Raw genomic sequence first — 18783 nt, forward strand, 5'->3', positions numbered from 1 at the left:
AGCTTGCTCACGTTGCGAATTGGGGCAACGTGTATAAGGTGGCAAGTGGCAGCGACTAATTGTTTAGTTTGGACCCTCAATCTTCTTCTGTCACCGTTTAAAAGCCATGACGTCTGGGGTATTCTTGCCTGTCCGCAATGCTGGGTCATTTACCCGGTTTTTTTAACACTGATAATGTGAGTTTCAAATCCAATGGAAGCAAGTTACTCCCCCGCCGCAATTGAGCGCAAAGTCCAACAAACTTGGGATGAAAAGGAGGTCTTTAAGGCCGTGGTCGACAGCAATAAAGAAAAGTTCTACTGCCTGTCGATGCTACCGTACCCAAGCGGCGCACTGCACATGGGTCACGTACGTAACTACACCATTGGCGACGTTATCAGTCGTTTTCAGCGCATGCAGGGCAAAAATGTTATCCAGCCAATGGGTTGGGATGCGTTTGGTATGCCCGCAGAGAATGCTGCTATTAAGCACGGTGTTGCTCCTGCCAAATGGACTTTTGAAAATATCGATTACATGCGTGAACAGCTCAAGGCACTGGGGTTTGCCTATGACTGGAGCCGCGAAGTGACGACCTGTAAGCCCGACTACTACAAGTGGGAACAATGGTTCTTCACTCGTTTAATCGAGAAGGATCTGGCCTATAAGAAGTCTTCTTTCGTTAACTGGTGCCCGCACGATCAAACGGTATTGGCCAATGAGCAGGTGCACGATGGATGCTGCTGGCGGTGTGATACGCCTGTCGTACGTAAAGAGATGGATCAATGGTTCGTTCGTACAACTGCTTACGCTGAAGAGTTACTCAACGAGCTGGACAACTTACCGGGATGGCCCGACGAAGTGAAAGCCATGCAGCGTAACTGGATAGGTAAGTCTCGCGGTGTGACCATGCAGTTTGGCGTAAAAAACTCCGACGACATCATTGAGATTTATACCACGCGTCCAGACACCGTGATGGGCGTCACTTACCTGGCCGTTGCTGCTGCACACCCTTTGGCGAAAGCGGCCGCACAAGGCAATGCAGAATTGGCAGCGTTTCTGGAAGAATGTAATACCTCAACGACATCGGAAGCTGATATGGCGACGATGGAGAAGAAAGGTTGTGCCACGGGTGTGATGGCGATTCACCCTTTGACTGGTGAAGAGGTTCCGGTTTGGGCTGCGAATTTCGTATTGATGGATTATGGTACGGGTGCGGTTATGTCGGTTCCGAGTCATGATCAGCGTGACTGGGAATTTGCCCATAAATATGGTCTGACCATTCAACAAGTGGTTGCACCGGCGCAGGGCAGTGACCTTGAATGTGATTTGAATAAAGAAGCGTTCACCGAAAAAGGGGTTTTGATCAATTCCGGTAAATTTGATGGTCTGGAATTCGATGCCGCCTTTGATGCCATTGCAGAACAGCTAATCGCTGACAACAAAGGGTCAGTGACCACTAATTATCGTCTGCGTGATTGGGGGGTTAGCCGACAGCGTTATTGGGGTACCCCCGTTCCCGTTGTTTATGTGGACGGACAGGCCAAACCGGCCGATTCTTTCCCGGTGGAGCTTCCATATGACGTTGTGATCGATGGCATGAACTCCCCCATCAAGAATAATCCAGAATTTGAGAACACAACTTGGCAAGGTCAGCCAGCCATTCGCGAAACTGATACCTTTGATACGTTTATGGAATCAAGTTGGTATTACGCGCGCTATTGTACACCGCATTATGGCGAGGGCATGTTGGAGCCTTCAGAAGCGAATCATTGGCTACCGGTTGATCAGTATATTGGCGGTATAGAGCACGCCACGATGCACCTGATGTATGCCCGCTTTTTCCACAAAGCATTGCGGGATGAAGGGCTGGTGACTTCCGACGAGCCGTTCACCAATTTATTGTGTCAGGGCATGGTGCTCGCTGAAACCTGGTCGAAAACCGAAGGAACCGCGAAAGTTTGGGTGTCGCCGGAAGATGTGATCGCAGAGAAAGATGAGCAGGGTCGCATTATTGGTGGGGTTCAGAAATCGACTGGCGACAAAGTCACCTATGGTGGTATGGCAAAAATGTCGAAGTCAAAACTCAACGGACGTGACCCGCAACAAGCGATTGAAGAATACGGCGCCGATACGTTGAGATTATTTTCAATGTTCGCCGCGCCTCCGGAGCAAACCCTTGAATGGACTGAATCTGGTGTTCAGGGGGCAAAGAAATTCCTGGAACGATTGTGGCGAGCAGTGCATCAATTGGTTGAGTTGGGTGATGTCCCTGCTCTGGATACCAATGAATTGAATGATGCCGAAAAAGCATTACGTCGGAAAACGCATGAAACCATCGAAGGCGTGACCATCGATTGTGGAGAGCGGAAGACATTCAATACCGCCATTGCCAAAATTATGGAGCTGTTGAATGCCGTGAATAAATTTGCGGCGGATGCGTCGGAACCGAGTCCTGTGGTTCATGAAGCGCTTTATAACGCCGTATTGATGTTGTCGCCTATTGCGCCGCATATTGCGCAGGAACTATGGGAAGCCTTGGGCGGTGAAGGTTTGGTTATCGATGCTTCCTGGCCGGTGGTTGATGCTGCAGCGCTGGTCAAAGATACATTGTTGTATGTCGTCCAAGTGAATGGCAAGGTACGCGCCAAGCTGGAAGTTGCTGCCAGTGCCAGTAAAGACGAAATTGAAGCAACCGCACTCGCCCACGAGCAGGTGCAAAAGTTCACCGATGGCAACACAGTTCGTAAAGTGATCGTTGTGCCGAACAAACTGGTCAACATCGTCGCGAATTAAGTTGATTCCTGTACAAACTCAAACGTTAAATGCAGTCTGGTTTCAGGTCCGCATTTAGCGTTTTTTTAACCTTGACCAATTTGGGTTGTGATGAAAATAACCGCTGCGCAATTGCACAAAAATCTACACAGTAACAGCTTACCGCCTGTGATATGGGTGAGTGGCGATGAGCCATTGTTGGTGCTGGAAGCCTGTGACGCGATTCGTAACGCCGCAAGTAAACAGGGTATTACTGAACGAAATGTTATCGAGGTGGATGCCCGCTTTGACGGTTCCGATCTCATCGCGGCGAATCAGTCGATGTCGTTATTTGGCGAGCGTGAATGCATAGAGCTGCGCTTGCAAGCCAAGTTCAATGATAAAGGCCGTAAAGCCTTATTGGAGTATGTTCAAACCGCGAATCCGGATAACCTGTTGTTGATCGTGTCTGAGCGGATTGAAGGTTCACAGAGCAAAGCCAAGTGGTTCAATCAGGTGGTCGATGCTGGCTGGTGGTTACCACTGTGGCCAATAGAGCATCATCAACTACCGGGCTGGATTACGCAGCGTATTCAGCAAGCGGGTCTCAGTGCAGAGCCAGATGCGGTGGCTTTGCTGGCTGAAAGGATCGACGGCAACCTGCTGGCGGCAAAACAGGAAATCGAAAAACTGGCCTTGCTTGCCGAAGATGGGCGCATCAGCACCGATCTAATTCTCAGCAGTGTCGCTGACAGCTCGCGCTATACGGTGTTTGATCTGTCCAGTGCCTTTTTGACCGGGGACCTGGCGAGAACGCTCAGAATTATGCATGGACTCGCCTCTGAAGGTGTTGAACCGCCAATCGTTCTTTGGCTGATCACTCGTGAGTTACGTTTGCTGATTGAATTAGCGGAAGCGCAAGCTCAAGGACAGTCGATTAATGGTGTTTTTAAACGACTGCGTATTTTTGACAAGCGGCAAAACGACTATCAGCTAGCCATGCAGCGAGCCTCGGTGGTGCATTATCAACGCTGCTTAGTGTCCTGTTCTCGAATCGACGCCATGATAAAAGGGCAAGTAAAAGGCGATCCATGGACATTGATCAGTGAAATGCTGGTGGCTATAACTGCGCCCGGTCTTCCGGCTTATCAGCTTCAGTAGGTCGCACGTGTTTATGCTTGTTCGTGTGATAGCTGTACACAAATACCGTGTAAGGCACTAAATAGGTCAGGAAAAAAGCTGGCCAGCGCATCGCTTCATCGCCGAAAATGGCTTGCCACTGGTTGATCAATGTGAGTATCGAGCCAACCACCAACGCGGTTCGGATGCCCTTCAGTACGACTTCTTTCGGTGCCATAGCTTATTCTTCCTACGGAAGCGGTTTGAAATACGAGTTGTTTGACGATCCTATAACGGCATAGGCCATTCGCAAAGCCTTAGCTCGCATCGTATTACTGATCCTGTAACAACCAGCGGTGTGCGGTTTTAATCACAGAAGTTCGCAGTCGTTTCATGGCTGCGCCTGAGGACCGCCAGCTGTGCCAATACAGCGGAACATCAACATAGTGATTAGGAGCAATATCGATCAGGCTGCCAACCTCCACCGCAAGCGCGGCCTGTATCTGAGGTATCATGCCAAAACCGCAGCCTGACGCGGCCAGTTGAACAAAACCTTCAGATGAGGGGCAGATAATGGGGTTGGCGGGTTCAGGCTGCTCTAATTGCGACAAGAACCGATGCTGGAGTCGGTCATGTTGGTTGAAAATGAGGCATGGCGCCCGGTACAAGTCAGAAAAATTTTCCAGCAATTTGAATCGCAGTAAAAATTCGGGATTGGCATAAGCGCGATAGCGCATAATTCCCAAGCGGTCCACCCGGGCTCCGTTAACGGGCGTGCCATCTGAACACAGGCAAGCGAGAACCTCGCCACGCCGCATACGTTCAATGCCAGTATCCTGATCTTCAATGACTAAATCCACGTCCAGTTCGTCCGTACTTCGCCCCAATGCCTCCGAAAACCAGGTGGCTAAAGAGTCCGCGTTAATGGCAATGCGGGCATGAACACGTTTGTCACGTTCGAGTGGCAAGTCGAGGTCGGTTTCTAGGTGCTGTACCGTTTCCAGATGCGTGATCAGTCGAACGCCCAACTCCGTTGCCTTGGGAGGCGTGTGGCGGAGAATCAGCGGGGCACCCAGCCGCGCTTCCAGTTGCTTGATACGTTGGCTGACCGCCGACTGACTTATATTCAGTTTTTGAGCTGCTTTTTCAAAACCATGGCATGAGATGACCGCTGCCAATGCTTCTAATGCCCGATAATCCATCATAATTGCTACTAAATCCGGCTTATTCATTTATGTTGTTAATCATAGACCTGAAAACAAGAAAGAGACACCGTAGGTCATTCCCTTGACTGGATTTGGCTCTGAAAAAAACCAATCCTCTCATCATTAGTGTATCTTATTATAGTAAAGAAATATTAATTAGATTAATTTTCGTTTCAGGCTTAGCATTTTGTGAAATCCACTCAAAATGTAATTTGTCCATGACTGAATATCTAATCGGTTTTACCATTGCTATTGGGCTGATCATTGCCATTGGCGCTCAAAATGCTTGGGTCTTGGGGATGAGTGTGCGCCGCTTGTATCCCTGGAGTATCGCGATTGTCTGTTTTTCCGTGGATGCGCTGCTGATGTGCGTCGGTGTACTCGCGTTCAAAACCATTCAAAAGGCTTTACCTTCTATCGTGCCCTGGCTGACCTGGGTCGGTATTTTGATGCTGCTGTGGTTGTCATTGCAATCACTTCGCCGGGCTGTGAGAGGTAAGCAAGTATTGACCATGAGCGAACTGGGTCGGGGAATGACACAAAAAAAAGCGGTGATGACGGCTTTGGGTATATCTTTGTTGAATCCGCACGTGTATTTAGACACTGTGGTATTGATTGGCAGTATCGCGTCGACGTCTGCGCACCCATGGCAGTTTTGGTGGGGCTCTGCTTCTGCTTCGGTCATCTGGTTTTCATTGCTCGCAGCCATTGGTCAGCCATTGCGCAAATGGCTATCGTCTCCCTGGCGCTGGCGAATCTTCGACGGAGCGATGGCAGGTATAATCGCTTGGGTGGCGGTCAATCTTTTCCTGTCATTGCCCTGATTTTGGTTGGTACCGGAGTCAACAAAAAAAGAATTTTTAAAATCAACCAGCCAGCTGTTTAAATCTATCTATCAGGACTGGCTTTTCTTAATCTGTGCTTCTTTAAGTAATCGTTGGAAGGCGTTATGAGCTGGTGGAAAGAAGGCATCGTTTATCAGATATATCCGCGGTCATTTGCGGACAGCACCGGTAATGGTGTTGGTGATTTGCGCGGAATTATCAATAAGCTCGATTATCTGGCCGAACTGGGGATTAATATCGTTTGGTTAAACCCCATTTATGCGTCCCCGAACGATGATAACGGTTACGACATCTCCGATTACGAAGATATTATGACCGAATTCGGCACCATGGCCGATTTTGAAGAGCTGTTAGCTGGGCTTCATCAGCGCGGCATTAAACTGATTATGGATTTGGTGGTGAACCATTGTTCAGACGAACATGCCTGGTTTGTTGAAGGACGTAACAATCCTGATAGCCCCTACCGGGACTATTTTTTTTGGCGGGACGGGAAAAATGGTCAAGCGCCCAATAACTGGGTAAGTGTTTTTTCCGGTCCGGCATGGGAATATGACGCCGCCAGTGATCAATATTTTTTGCATCTGTTCTCTAAAAAACAACCCGATCTGAATTGGGAGAACGAAGACCTGCGCCAGGATATATATGCCATGATGCGGCGCTGGTTTGACAAAGGTGTTGACGGCTTCCGAATGGATGTCATTAACATGATTTCAAAAAATCCCGAGTTACCCTCCGTCGGAGATCCAAACAAGCTGGAATGGGGTGGTGAGCACTTTATGAACGGGCGTAGACAACATGAGTTTATGCAGGAGATGCATCGGGAGGTTCTGCAGCATTACGATTGTATGACTGTGGGGGAGTGCTTCGGAGTCGATGTCGAAGAAGGCAGGCGACTCGTGGGGGCTGACCGCAAAGAATTGCACATGATCTTTCAAATGGAACACATGGGGTTGGATCACGGTCCTGGTGGCAAATGGGATGTGCAGCCGACATGGTCTCGCCGGGAGTTGAAAAATATTCTGAACCGTTGGATTCGTGGTCTGGACGGAAATGGTTGGAACAGTCAGTTCTGGATGAATCACGATCAACCGCGTGCCGTGAGCCGGTTTGGTAACGATCAGCAATACAGAGTTGAGTCCGCTCAGGCTCTGGCTGCCGTGACTTTAACGTTGCCAGGGACACCCTATATATATATGGGTGAAGAGATTGGTATGACCAACGTTGAGTACGATATTGAAGAGTATCGGGACCTCGAAATCCGCAATTGGTACAACGAGCAGATTGCATCGGGGAGTTCCAGCGAAGCGTTAATGCCCAGTATTCATAAAATCGGGCGCGATAATGCCCGCACGCCGATGCAGTGGGACGACAGCCCGAATGCTGGGTTTACCCAGGGTCAACCGTGGCTGAAAGTGAACCCTAACTACGCGGACATTAATGTTGCCAAAGCAAAGCAACAGCGTAATGGTATCTGGCCTTGGTATCGTGATTTAATTTCGTTACGAAAACAGCAGAAAACATTGGTTTACGGTCACTACGACTCGTTAATGGAAGCGTCCGATCAGGTTTTTGCGCATCGTCGTCGAGACGAAAACGGAGATTTTTTAGTGTTGGTAAATCTGACTGATGAAGTCGCAACGCTGGACCTTGAACTGGAGCTGACCAAGTTGGACTGGCAAGTGGTGATGAATAATCAGCCTGAATCCCAATGGTTGGAACAATTACAGCCTTGGCAAGCGGTGGTTGCTCGGCTGGGAGGCGCCTGAATGCTGGAACAGAGCCCGAATTGGCTGGCAATGGTAAACGGTGAAAAGTTTGAAGCCTTCGATCCAATGCTTAACGCGCAAAAACAGCGGGCTCGTCAATGTCTCGCCGATTTCAATCGTGCCCCTTCCAAGGGCAATCTCAAGAAGGTGTTTGCCCAGTTTCGATCCGTTGGGCAGCATTGCCAGATTGAGGCGGGATTGCATGTTGATCTGGCGTGCCAGATACGTTTGGGTGACGGTGTATATATCAACGCGCATTGTGTTTTGTTAGACGCTGCTGAAATCACTATTGGTAATCAAGTTTTGTTAGGACCTGGGGTTCATATTTATACCGTGCATCATCCAATGGATGCGGTTGAACGGGCGAAGGGCATTATGTGGGCTGAACCGGTTATGATTGGTGATAATGCCTGGATCGGAGGTGGTTCGATCATTTTACCCGGGGTGACCATTGGCGCGAGGGCAGTGGTCGGTGCAGGTAGTGTGGTAACCAAGGATGTGGCGGCGGATGCCGTTGTAAAAGGCAATCCAGCACGCCAGTGCTGATAGTACGTGCCATCCCAGGTCTTTGCCGGATCAGTTATAGCTTCGGTGCTTGTTCCGTTGTCTGCGTTTAAAGCTCATGTTCATGACCAGTAAGCCTGCGGCTATGACAACGCCAGTCATTGCAGCCAAAAAATAGATTGCTGTTGTTAGTTCTGTCATATTCTCTCTCCTTATTTTTTTGGTTTGTAGCTACTCAACGTTCCTTGGTGATTGAGTATGATCTTATGTTATCAAATTGACTCGCATTTAAAACGTGTGAATGTCTGTGTATTTTTGTAAGCATTTGCTGAAAACGGTGTTCGCTTATTGCACAGAGATCAAGCCTAGGTCCAAAGGGTGGGTCAGGAAAGACCGCCCAGGCACAGGTACTTAACCTCCAGATACTCATCGATGCCGTAGTGGCTGCCTTCTCGGCCGAGCCCGGATTCTTTCATCCCACCGAAGGGGGCCATTTCGCTGGACATGACACCTTCATTGATACCGACCATACCAAAATCAAGCGCATCACTGACCCGGAAGATTCTTGATATATCAGTAGTAAAAAAATAGGCGGCCAGACCGTAGGGCGTTGCATTTGCCAGTTGTATCGCTTGTTGTTCCGTTGCAAAACTGTATACAGCGGCAATGGGACCGAAAATTTCTTCGTGCGCGATGTCCATCTCTGTATTAACACCAGTAATGACCGTTGGCTTATAAAACAGTGGGCCAGCAGGATGAATACCACCGCCTGTGACCAGTTTAGCGCCTTTACTGATGGCATCTTCAAGCAGTCTATCCAGTTTGCCTACAGCGGTTTGATTAATGAGTGGACCAAGTTCGGTTTGACGGTCTAAACCATCACCGACGATTAACTGATTGGCCTGCTGTGCCAGTAATTGAGCAAATCGTTCCACCAAGGATTCATGCACTATGAAACGGTTTGCGCAGACGCAGGTCTGACCGTTATTGCGGAATTTGGAGCCTATTGCACCTTTTATCGCTGACTCCAGATCGGCGTCATCAAAAATGATAAAGGGCGCATTGCCACCAAGCTCCATAGAAACACTTTTAACCGTTTGTGCGGCTTGCCCGAGAAGTTTTTTACCGACACCGGTTGAGCCAGTGAACGAAATTTTTCGTACTAGCGGGTGTGATGCTAATACGGCGCCAACATTGTCCGGCTGGCTGGTGGTTATCACATTAAACACGCCGTCTGGTATGCCGGCTAACTCGGCAAGCTTCGCTATCGCCAGTGCCGACAGGGGCGTTTGCTCAGCCGGTTTGATGATAACGGTGCAACCGGAGGCTAACGCCGGGGCGCATTTTCGAGCAATCATCGCCAATGGAAAGTTCCAGGGTGTGATCGCAGCACAGACGCCCACGGGTTGTTTTTGTACCAGTAACCGACGGTCTTTAGATGGCTCTGGAATCAGATCGCCGCGAACACGTTTCGCTTCTTCACTGAACCATTGAATAAAGGACGCGGCGTATCGGACTTCACGTTCCGATTCGGCAATGGGCTTACCGCATTCCAATGTCATTAACTGGGCCAGCGTAGATTCGTTTGCCAGAATCAAATCCCGCCACCCCATGAGTAAGTCCGCTCGTTGTTTTGCGGTTTGCTGGCGCCAGGTATGAAACGCGGTTTGTGCTGCGGCGATTGCGAGCTCGGTATCCTGTTCATCGCAGTTAGGTACCCTTCCAATCGCTTCTTGCGTCGCTGGATTACAGACTGAAAATTGCTTTTTGCTAATGGCCGGTTGCCATTTTCCACTGATGAAGCAGAGTGATAATTCAGAAGGCGTGAGCAAGTTTTTCTCTCTTAGTCATTGTTATGATTGTGCTAGTCGCGAGACGGGATTGTAGAGGGTTCGCCCGCGCAGCCCAAGTCTAAGCGCAAATAGAGTGAATTACTTTCACAGAAGTGTCTCTGCTTTAGATAATTAGCTGTGGTTAAAGAGACCGGAAAGTCAAAAAGAACGAGATTAAGCGATTGTCCATGTCACAAAAAAGGGATCCGGTTGTTGGATCCCTTTTGACTATTCCGGTTACGCGTTATTTTGCTGCTCAATGGTTTTTGTTGAGCTGATCGCGATTTTCTTTGGCCGCATGGCCTCAGGAACTTCTTTGAGTAATTCGATTTTCAGCAAACCGTTTTCCAAGTTGGCGCCAGTGACTTTGACGTAATCGGCAAGTTGAAATTTACGTTCGAAGGAGCGATAAGCAATTCCCTGATAGAGGAATTGGCGTTTACTCTCATCTTTCTCTTTTTTGCCGCGAACCTGCAGTACGCCATTCTCGGAATGAATGTCTAACTCCTGTTCGGTAAAACCTGCCACAGCGATGGTGATGGTGTACTGGTTTTCGCCAGTAATTTCGATGTCATATGGCGGGTAATTGTTACCGGACGATGCACTCTGGTTTGCCGCGTCTAGCAAATGGGCGATGCGGTCAAAACCAACAGTTGTGCGATATAAAGGTGAAAAATCAAATGCAGTTCTCATAGCCTAATCTCCTTTGAGCAATAGGTTCTTTGCCGAGCAATAACACGGTTACTTGCTTGGCGGGTTAATACACAGTTTTGAAGAAATTACGACCCGCTTGGCGGCGTCGTAATACAGAAATAGGGCCGGCGATTTAAGTTTCAAGAGGGAGTGGAAATTTTTTTAAGTGCCAATTGATAGCCGTCGACTACGGCTTTCGAATAGCTTTCGAGCTTGCCCTTTTGCTGGGCTGCGTAAAAAGCGATGAGTTTCGCCAGATGGTTCTGGTGTTGTGGATTCCCATTTTCCCAGCAATGACCAAAGAGGTCTACTTCACAGCGTGTACCGTCCAACCCACGGTTGACTTCAATGATTTCATAAGTGCGCTTGTTTTCAGTGACTGTAGATTCGTGAAGCAGGTTGGTGTTTTGCGAACGTAACCACTTACGTACGTTGTGTACTTTGGTTGCAGGAGAAATGATGTAATGCGCGTGTCGGGTCGCGTCCTGATCCATAAAATAGTTCAGTATTTCCAGGCACTGTTCGTCCCCGATGCCTGCCAGCAAAACAGTCGGGTGCTGCGCTGGAATTGAGGGTGCCTGTTGTGCAGGACCGATTGCCAGACGGTAATTCTCTGCCTGAAACCGCTCCAGTAGGTTGGCCAAACTGGCCATAATGTCGGGGTGTATATCATTAAACACTACATGACAACGTTCCCGTTGTTCTAACACTGCTCGCCCAATAGCACCGTGATCACAGCACAAATCATAGAAGCAGTCGGTTTCTGCAGGAATGCGCTCAAAGAGCGCCTTAAGGCGTTTTCCCAGCCGGGTTTTTAAGGTTTTTTCCGTCATATTTTCAGTTTGTTCACTGTGTTAGCGGGCTTTTTCAGGTAAAGTGGGGCAAAAATAAAGTCGGTAGTTGATATGTCTGATCCCGTAATTGCGCCTAAATCTGAACGCCCAGCGAAACCTCAAAAGGGTGGCTTTTTCAGTAATCTGTTGTTCAACATTATTGTCCCGGTGGTTATTCTAACAAAATTTAGTGGTGAAACCGCATTGGGTCCGGTATGGAGTATTGTGGTCGCTTTGACATTCCCTATCGCCTACGGGCTTTGGGAAATGCGATTAACCGGGAAAGTGAATGGTTTCTCTATTTTGGGGGTGGTAAGCGTATTGCTGACAGGTGGAATCAGCCTATTACAACTGGATCCAAAATACATTGCGATAAAGGAGGCGGCTATTCCGGGTATGATCGGCTTGGTAGTCATCGTCAGTCAGAAATCGCATCGCTCTATCGTCAAGATGATGATTTTTAACGATCAGATTATTGAAATAAACAAGGTTCATGACGCACTGGCTCAACACGGCAACGAGAAACTGTTTGAGCAGCGCATGAATATAGTTACCTATCTGGTAGCCTCGTCCTTCTTCCTTTCTTCTGCGCTGAATTACATCTTGGCTAAAATCGTGTTGCAGAGTCCACCTGGTACTACGGAATTCAGTGAAGAACTCGGCAAGATGACGGCGCTCAGTTACCCGGTAATCGTTATTCCAAGTATGATTGTTTTGGTTATTGCTATTTCATTTTTATTTATGCAATTAAAAAAGTTAACCAAACTTCCATTGGAAGAATTGATGGTAGACACGGGCTCAAAATCTGATGACTGAGGCGTATGATCATTTTTGTAAGCAGTATCCAGTTGTCATTGAGTTGCCGGTTCAATGGGGCGACATGGATGCCTTGCAGCATGTGAATAATATTGTTTATCTGCGTTGGTTTGAAAGTGCCCGGATCGCATACTTCGATCGAGTCGCGCTGATGGATCGTTTGCACGATGAAAAAGCAGGCCCCATACTGGCGTCATCGGAGGTTAAATACCGCGTGTCGGTAGAATACCCGGATCGCGTTATCATTGGCGTACGAGTCGAGGAATTGAGAGAACAGGACTTGATTCAGCAATACGCGGTTTTCAGTACGGCCAAAAATTGCCTGGTCACAACCGGGCAGTCTCGCGTCGTGATGTTTGATTTTTCGAGTCAACAGAAAGTGGATATTCCACCGGATGTGGCGTTTAAAATAAAACAGTTGGAAAAACTTATCGCTTGAGTGTTAAGCGCCATTTATAGTAAGAAAAAAAACCGGCTGATTAGCCGGTTTTTTGTTTCGATCAATCGTCGATAAAGCTTCTCAGATGATCTGAGCGGGAAGGATGACGCAGTTTGCGTAATGCCTTTGCTTCAATCTGACGAATACGCTCACGGGTAACATCGAATTGTTTACCAACTTCTTCGAGCGTGTGGTCTGTGTTCATATTGATACCGAATCGCATGCGCAAAACTTTAGCCTCGCGAGCGGTCAGTCCAGCCAACACTTCCTTGGTTGCATCTCGCAACCCTGTAGACGTGGCAGAATGAACCGGCAATTCCATCGTATTGTCTTCGATAAAATCGCCCAATGAACTGTCTTCATCATCACCGATTGGTGTTTCCAGTGAAATAGGTTCTTTGGAGATTTTCAATACCTTGCGGATTTTATCTTCTGGCATGTCCATACGTTCTGCCAGCTCTTCAGGAGTCGGTTCACGGCCCATTTCTTGAAGCATTTGGCGAGATATACGGTTCAGTTTGTTGATCGTTTCGATCATGTGAACCGGAATACGAATGGTTCTGGCCTGGTCAGCAATGGAACGCGTAATTGCCTGACGAATCCACCAGGTTGCGTACGTTGAAAATTTGTAACCACGACGGTATTCAAATTTATCAACCGCCTTCATCAAGCCGATATTACCTTCCTGAATCAAATCCAAGAATTGCAGACCACGGTTGGTGTATTTTTTCGCAATCGAAATAACCAAACGCAGGTTGGCTTCAACCATTTCTTTTTTCGCGCGTCGAGCACGGGCTTCGCCAATCGAAATACGACGGTGGATATCTTTAACTTCAGCCAGTGTAATGCCAGTGTTCTTTTGCATATTGCGCAGCTTACGCTGAGCTCGTCGCAATTCAACTTCGTAACGGAATGCTTCTTCCGCGTACTTCGGATCTTCGAGAATCTGAGTGAGCCACTCATCTTCTGTTTCACGGCCAACAAACAGATCAATGAACGTTTTGCGTGGCATTTTCAATGTGCGTACGCAAATTCCAATCACTTTGCGTTCTTGATTGCGAATCTCTTCGACGGAAGCCTTAATTGGCTCGATCGAATCGTCAAAGGCTTTCGGCGTCAGTTTAAAGCAAGAAAACGTCTCACCCATCGCTGTTAAGGCAGCGTTCGCTTCCTTACTGTAACGACCTTTTTCTTCGATAACCTTGAGCGTTGTTGCAAGTTGCTCTTTAAGTAATGTGAACCGTTCCCGGGCTAGTTCAGGATCCGGGCCATTATCGGTTTCTTCGTCAGTGGTATCGTCGTCATCGTCGTCAATATCGGCTTCGTCAACGACATCGGCTGGAATCGCGTCTGGGGAGTCGGCTGCAGGTAGCGGGTCATCTTCGTCCGGATCCTGGAAGCTGGTCAGGATGTCAGACAGACGGCCACCTTCTTCTTCCAATGTGCCTTCATAAGCTTTGATGATATTTTCAATAACACCTGGGTAGAATGCCATGGCTTGCATGACTTCTCGCGTACCTTCTTCAATACGCTTCGCAATGACAATTTCACCTTCGCGCGTGAGCAGCTCTACTGTGCCCATTTCGCGCATGTACATACGTACTGGGTCGGTCGTACGCCCAGTATCGCTTTCAACCGCTGCCAGTGCAGCTGCGGCTTCTTCCGTCGCATCTTCGTCGGTACTTTGATCGTTTTCAGCCAGAAGCAACTGGTCGGCATCCGGGGCCTGTTCAAAGACCTCAATACCAATGTCGTTGATCATCGCGATAATGTCTTCCACCTGGTCCGGAGAATTGATTTCCTCTGGTAAGTGGTCGTTCACCTCGGCAAAGGTTAGGTAACCCTGTTCTTTACCCTTGGCGATCAGTTCTTTTAAACGGGACTGACGCTGAGATTTTTCAGCCATAGATAACCTGTAAGCTCTGTAATGGTTAATAACGCAAGCAAATAGCCAGATAGTGTACAGTAAATCAACAAGTTAGCCAAATTCTGTGATTTGTCCAACGTCGAATGCTGTGTGTTTTTCGGCGTAAAATTCATACGCTGTTTGGCGTCTGAAACGGCCATGACGCCCGAAAAATCCTGTTTTTCTGCTCGTCTGTTACTGCTTTCTTTGTTTGAGCAGCTCGCGGTATCGCTGCTTGTCTGTATCCGTTAAGGATGGGTCACGCTCATTTAGGCGTTTTTTCAAAGATTCGTATTCATCATCAGGCGCTCTGTGAGTGAGGGCGGTAATGATTTTTTCAAGTTCGCGACGGGCAAACTCTTTCTCATCTTGATGATCTTCGTTGGCCGCTTCCAGCCAAAGATAGTCCGAAGCGGCAATTGGCGCGAGGGTTTCGCGCAGTCCATGTTGGCAAAGATAATCAAAAGCAAAGTACACATCTTTTTTCGGTGCGTTTTGCAAAAGCTCAATCACCTTGGCCAGCAAAAGGTGGTCATCTTGCGCCGGAAGCTTCCGAATAGTGGAAAGGTTTACTTGTTCTGCGAGCATGGGGAAGCGAATGAGCCAAGCTAGAGCCCGGTGCACGAATCCAATACGGACGTTCAGCTTTTTACCTGAAATATCGTGGTGGTTGGTGCGTGGTCGTTGCGGATAATGATCGTCGTTGCTGTAAGTGTCGATTGGATCAGGCATCCAATAGTCCGCTTGTGGCGGAGGTTCGGGGGCCTCTATCATCGGTTGCGCAGGTGTGTAGTTGCTCTGAATTTGTTCAACACTAAGGCCGACAAGAGAAGACAGCTGCGAATACAGAAGCTGCTTGATAAAGCCTTCAGGGACTTTATCGATCCAGCCTTGGGCGATGCTGGCTAGCTTGGCTTTGCCGTCCAAGCGGGAGACATCTGCCTGAGTTTGTAAGTGTTGAAATAAAAAATCCGGTAGGCTTTGTGCTTTTTTTACCCGCTGCATAAAGCCGTTAAACCCTTCTTTACGTACCAAGCTGTCTGGGTCTTCGCCTTCCGGTAAAAACAAGAAGCGGGCCTGTAAGCCGTCTTTAAGCTCGCTGAGCGTGTTTGACAGTGCTCGCACGGCGGCTCGCCTTCCGGCATTGTCTCCATCGAAGCAAAACACGATTTCAGAGCTGAGCTTGAACAGCCGTTGTACATGTGTTTCTGAGGTGGCCGTACCGAGCGTGGCGACGGCATTTTTTACCCCATGCTGGGCGAGCGCGACAACATCCATGTAGCCTTCAACGATGATGATGTTGTCGAAATCCTTCAGTGCTTTGCGGGCTTCATATAGGCCGTAAAGTTCGTGGCCTTTATGGAAAATGGGTGTTTCCGGGCTGTTCAGGTATTTAGGTTTTTCGTCCGGCGTCATCACGCGCCCACCAAACGCTATGACTCGGCCTTTGATGTCGCGTATTGGGAACATCAGCCGGTGACGGAAGCGATCGTAGACTCGACCTTGTTCATTTTGCGTCAGCATTCCCGTTTTCAGTAGCGCGCGGTTAGTGGGTTCGCTGCGGAAGTGCTGTATTAGGTTGTCCCAGCCTTGAGGGGCAAAACCGATTTGGTAGGTTTGCACAATTTCCGGACTCAGTCCCCGGTCTAATACATATTGCTGAACATCCGTGGCATTGGGGTGTTGATAAAGTTGATGCGCATAATAGTCAGCGCAGCTGCCCATTAAGTCGTACAGGGTGCGGCGCTGTTGTTGTCTTTGTTTGCTTTTTTCGCTGATTTCTTCGCGTGGAACTTCGATCCCTGCGCTTCTGGCCAGCTCTTCAATGGCCTCAACAAAGCTCAGATTGTCATATTCTTGCAGGAATTTGACTGCTGTACCGGAGGCACCACAGCCAAAGCAGTAGTAAAACTGTTTGCTGGCGTTTACCGAGAATGAAGGTGAGTTTTCGTGATGGAAAGGGCAGCAGGCCCAGTGATCTTTGCCTTTTCTCTTAAGGTCGATTCGATGGCCAATAACTTCAATAATGTCGGTTCGATCCAACAGTGTGTCTATAAAGTCATTGGGTATTAAACCAGCCATAAAGCCTCTTGGGAAACGAAGTAAGACACAAGTAGAGTCAGTTTACGTATTTGTTGGCAAGAGCGGTTGGAGAGTGTTAGTTCAGCTGAGCTTTTATCAGTTTGCTAATCGCGCCCATATCTGCCCGGCCTTGTGCTTTGGGCTTGATCAGGGCCATAACTTTGCCCATGTCTGCCATGCTGGCTGCGCCAGTGGCTGAAATTGCTTCAGTAACCAGACTGTTGATTTCTTCATCAGTCAACGCCGCGGGGAGAAAAGTGGATATCACCTCCAGTTCAAATCGTTCGGTTGCGGCAAGATCGTCGCGGCCCGCTGCTTCAAATTGAGCAATGGAGTCACGTCGTTGTTTGTTCATTTTATCCAGTACGGACAAAACCCGGGTGTCATCAAGTTCAATACGTTCGTCAACTTCAATACGTTTGAGCTCTGCCAAGACAAGACGAATGGTACCCAATCGTTGCTTTTCTTTGGCGCGCATCGCGTCTTTCATTTCATTGGTTAGACGTTGCTTGAGCTCAGACATACAGTGTTAACCCACGTTTGTTTGATCAGTAAAGGCGATTCATTCGCTTGTTTTCGCGAGACAGCTTCTTAGCGTGGCGTTTTACGGCCGCGGCAGCTGCACGCTTACGAACCCAAGTTGGCTTTTCATAGTGTTCACGACGACGTACTTCAGACAGAACGCCTGCTTTTTCACAAGAACGCTTGAAACGACGCAATGCTACGTCAAATGGCTCGTTATCTTTTACTTTTACGTGTGGCATTAATAATAAATCCTAACAATGTGTGGGTTTTTCAAAGATCCGCAGTGCAGATTTTGAGGCGCGTAATTGTACTGATCGAGGTTAGGTGCTGCAAGTATTAATATCGGGATCAGGCTGGTGGTATTGTCCGTATCTGAAACATGCCTTAGTGCTGCGCCCTCAATACTGGCCGCAGGCGCTTAAAATAGCTAGAATACGCGCCTTTTCCCAGCTTCGGACAATTATGCGCGTACTTGGTATCGAATCCTCCTGTGACGAAACAGGGGTGGCAATTTATGACTCGGATAAAGGGCTGCTGGCTCATCAGCTGTATAGTCAGGTAAAAATGCACGCCGAATTTGGTGGTGTGGTACCTGAACTTGCCTCCAGGGATCATGTTCGCAAGTTATTGCCGCTAATCAATGCAGCGTTTGAAGAAGCTGGTCTGTTACCGGAAAGTATTGATGGTGTTGCCTATACAGCAGGCCCTGGGTTGATAGGGGCCCTTATGGTTGGCGCTGCAACAGGACGGGCTATTGCCATGGGTTGGGGCGTTCCAGCTGTTGGTGTCCATCACATGGAAGGCCATTTGCTGGCCCCCATGTTGGAAGAGAACCCGCCGGAGTACCCATTCGTAGCGCTATTGGTCAGTGGTGGTCATACACTGCTGGTCGATGTCGCCGCGCCTGGTTCTTATCGGATTCTGGGTGAATCTCTGGATGACGCTGCTGGTGAAGCCTTTGATAAGACCGCAAAAATGATGGGTTTGCCTTATCCTGGTGGACCTTTGTTGGGTCAGCTGGCCGACAAAGGGCGACCGGGTATCTTCGTGTTTCCCCGCCCGATGATTGATCGGCCAGGCATGGACTTCAGCTTCTCCGGACTGAAAACGGCTGTTCGTCTGGAAATCGCGAAACATACCGTCGATGAAGTTGTTCCAGAGCAAACCAAAGCTGATATTGCGTTGGCGTTTCAAACTGCCGTGGTTGAAACGCTCACTGTGAAATGCCGCAGAGCATTGCAGGCGACTGGCCATAAACGCTTAGTAATTGCCGGAGGCGTCAGCGCCAATCGGCAACTGCGTGCGCGGTTGCAGGAAATGGCGTATAAAGAGAAAGGCCAGCTTTATTACCCTCGACCGGAATTCTGCACGGACAATGGCGCAATGATCGCCTATGCAGGGTATCTGCGATTGCAGGCTGGGATGAAGAGTGACCTATCGCTCAGTATTCGCCCGCGTTGGTCAATCGATGAGCTGGAGTCGTTGTAA

General features: G+C 48.6%; 18 protein-coding genes. 8 read left to right on the top strand and 10 right to left on the bottom strand.

Annotated elements, in window-relative coordinates:
- Positions 1–192: 192 nt before the first annotated feature.
- Together leuS and holA are read left to right on the top strand one after the other, a co-directional pair.
- Positions 193–2772: a leucine--tRNA ligase gene (gene leuS / locus IYN85_RS16300; protein ID WP_196159981.1), complete on the top strand. Its 2580-nt coding sequence runs from the start codon at positions 193–195 to the stop codon at positions 2770–2772.
- 90 nt (positions 2773–2862) lie between these two features.
- Positions 2863–3891 (top strand): DNA polymerase III subunit delta, encoded by a 1029-nt coding sequence (holA, locus tag IYN85_RS16305; protein ID WP_196159982.1) that lies wholly within the window; start codon positions 2863–2865, stop codon positions 3889–3891.
- On the opposite strand, the gene nrtS is transcribed toward holA, so the two are convergent.
- Together nrtS and IYN85_RS16315 are read right to left on the bottom strand one after the other, a co-directional pair.
- On the bottom strand, positions 3851–4087 hold the full coding sequence (nrtS, locus tag IYN85_RS16310; RefSeq protein WP_196159983.1) for a nitrate/nitrite transporter NrtS: 237 nt from the start codon (positions 4085–4087) through the stop codon (positions 3851–3853). The genes holA and nrtS overlap by 41 nt on opposite strands.
- A gap of 94 nt (positions 4088–4181) precedes the next feature.
- Positions 4182–5081 carry a LysR family transcriptional regulator ArgP gene (locus IYN85_RS16315; protein ID WP_230390795.1) on the bottom strand — a complete coding sequence of 300 codons (900 nt, stop codon included), beginning with the start codon at positions 5079–5081 and terminating at the stop codon, positions 4182–4184.
- A gap of 191 nt (positions 5082–5272) precedes the next feature.
- On the opposite strand from IYN85_RS16315, the gene IYN85_RS16320 reads away from it, so the two are divergent.
- From IYN85_RS16320 to IYN85_RS16330, 3 genes are all read left to right on the top strand, one after another.
- On the top strand, positions 5273–5878 hold the full coding sequence (locus IYN85_RS16320; protein ID WP_196159984.1) for a LysE/ArgO family amino acid transporter: 606 nt from the start codon (positions 5273–5275) through the stop codon (positions 5876–5878).
- A gap of 125 nt (positions 5879–6003) precedes the next feature.
- Entirely contained in the window at positions 6004–7665 is a 1662-nt protein-coding gene (locus IYN85_RS16325) for an alpha-glucosidase (RefSeq protein WP_196159985.1), read from the top strand.
- The gene (locus IYN85_RS16330; RefSeq protein ID WP_230390796.1) at positions 7666–8211 is read left to right on the top strand and encodes a sugar O-acetyltransferase; all 546 of its coding nucleotides are present in this window, start codon (positions 7666–7668) and stop codon (positions 8209–8211) included. It abuts the gene before it with no gap.
- Between the two features lie 30 nt (positions 8212–8241).
- On the opposite strand, the gene IYN85_RS26175 is transcribed toward IYN85_RS16330, so the two are convergent.
- From IYN85_RS26175 to IYN85_RS16345, 4 genes are all read right to left on the bottom strand, one after another.
- A complete protein-coding gene (locus IYN85_RS26175; RefSeq protein ID WP_255533756.1) occupies positions 8242–8370 on the bottom strand; it encodes a hypothetical protein in 129 nt (42 codons plus the stop codon).
- A gap of 182 nt (positions 8371–8552) precedes the next feature.
- Entirely contained in the window at positions 8553–10001 is a 1449-nt protein-coding gene (locus IYN85_RS16335; protein ID WP_196159986.1) for an NAD-dependent succinate-semialdehyde dehydrogenase, read from the bottom strand.
- Positions 10002–10238: 237 nt separating this feature from the next.
- The gene (locus IYN85_RS16340; RefSeq protein WP_196159987.1) at positions 10239–10694 is read right to left on the bottom strand and encodes an Hsp20 family protein; all 456 of its coding nucleotides are present in this window, start codon (positions 10692–10694) and stop codon (positions 10239–10241) included.
- Positions 10695–10834: 140 nt separating this feature from the next.
- Positions 10835–11527, bottom strand: a complete 693-nt coding sequence (locus IYN85_RS16345; RefSeq protein ID WP_196159988.1) for a tRNA (adenine(22)-N(1))-methyltransferase TrmK — start codon at positions 11525–11527, stop codon at positions 10835–10837.
- 72 nt (positions 11528–11599) lie between these two features.
- Between IYN85_RS16345 and IYN85_RS16350 the strand changes: the two genes are divergently transcribed.
- Both IYN85_RS16350 and IYN85_RS16355 read left to right on the top strand, forming a co-directional pair.
- On the top strand, positions 11600–12343 hold the full coding sequence (locus tag IYN85_RS16350; RefSeq protein WP_196159989.1) for a VC0807 family protein: 744 nt from the start codon (positions 11600–11602) through the stop codon (positions 12341–12343).
- Entirely contained in the window at positions 12336–12782 is a 447-nt protein-coding gene (locus tag IYN85_RS16355) for a thioesterase family protein (RefSeq protein ID WP_196159990.1), read from the top strand. The genes IYN85_RS16350 and IYN85_RS16355 overlap by 8 nt, the downstream gene beginning before the upstream one ends.
- Positions 12783–12843: 61 nt before the next feature.
- Here IYN85_RS16355 and rpoD read toward each other — a convergent pair whose 3' ends face one another.
- From rpoD to rpsU, 4 genes are all read right to left on the bottom strand, one after another.
- Complete coding sequence (gene rpoD, locus IYN85_RS16360) at positions 12844–14688, bottom strand: RNA polymerase sigma factor RpoD (protein ID WP_196159991.1); 1845 nt, start codon at positions 14686–14688, stop codon at positions 12844–12846.
- A gap of 195 nt (positions 14689–14883) precedes the next feature.
- Positions 14884–16770, bottom strand: a complete 1887-nt coding sequence (gene dnaG / locus IYN85_RS16365) for a DNA primase (RefSeq protein WP_196159992.1) — start codon at positions 16768–16770, stop codon at positions 14884–14886.
- 76 nt (positions 16771–16846) lie between these two features.
- Positions 16847–17293 carry a GatB/YqeY domain-containing protein gene (locus tag IYN85_RS16370; protein ID WP_196159993.1) on the bottom strand — a complete coding sequence of 149 codons (447 nt, stop codon included), beginning with the start codon at positions 17291–17293 and terminating at the stop codon, positions 16847–16849.
- A gap of 25 nt (positions 17294–17318) precedes the next feature.
- The gene (rpsU, locus tag IYN85_RS16375; protein WP_008042164.1) at positions 17319–17534 is read right to left on the bottom strand and encodes a 30S ribosomal protein S21; all 216 of its coding nucleotides are present in this window, start codon (positions 17532–17534) and stop codon (positions 17319–17321) included.
- A gap of 223 nt (positions 17535–17757) precedes the next feature.
- Between rpsU and tsaD the strand changes: the two genes are divergently transcribed.
- A complete protein-coding gene (gene tsaD, locus IYN85_RS16380) occupies positions 17758–18783 on the top strand; it encodes a tRNA (adenosine(37)-N6)-threonylcarbamoyltransferase complex transferase subunit TsaD (RefSeq protein WP_196159994.1) in 1026 nt (341 codons plus the stop codon).

This window comes from Reinekea sp. G2M2-21 (assembly GCF_015687175.1).
GTDB lineage: Bacteria > Pseudomonadota > Gammaproteobacteria > Pseudomonadales > Natronospirillaceae > Reinekea.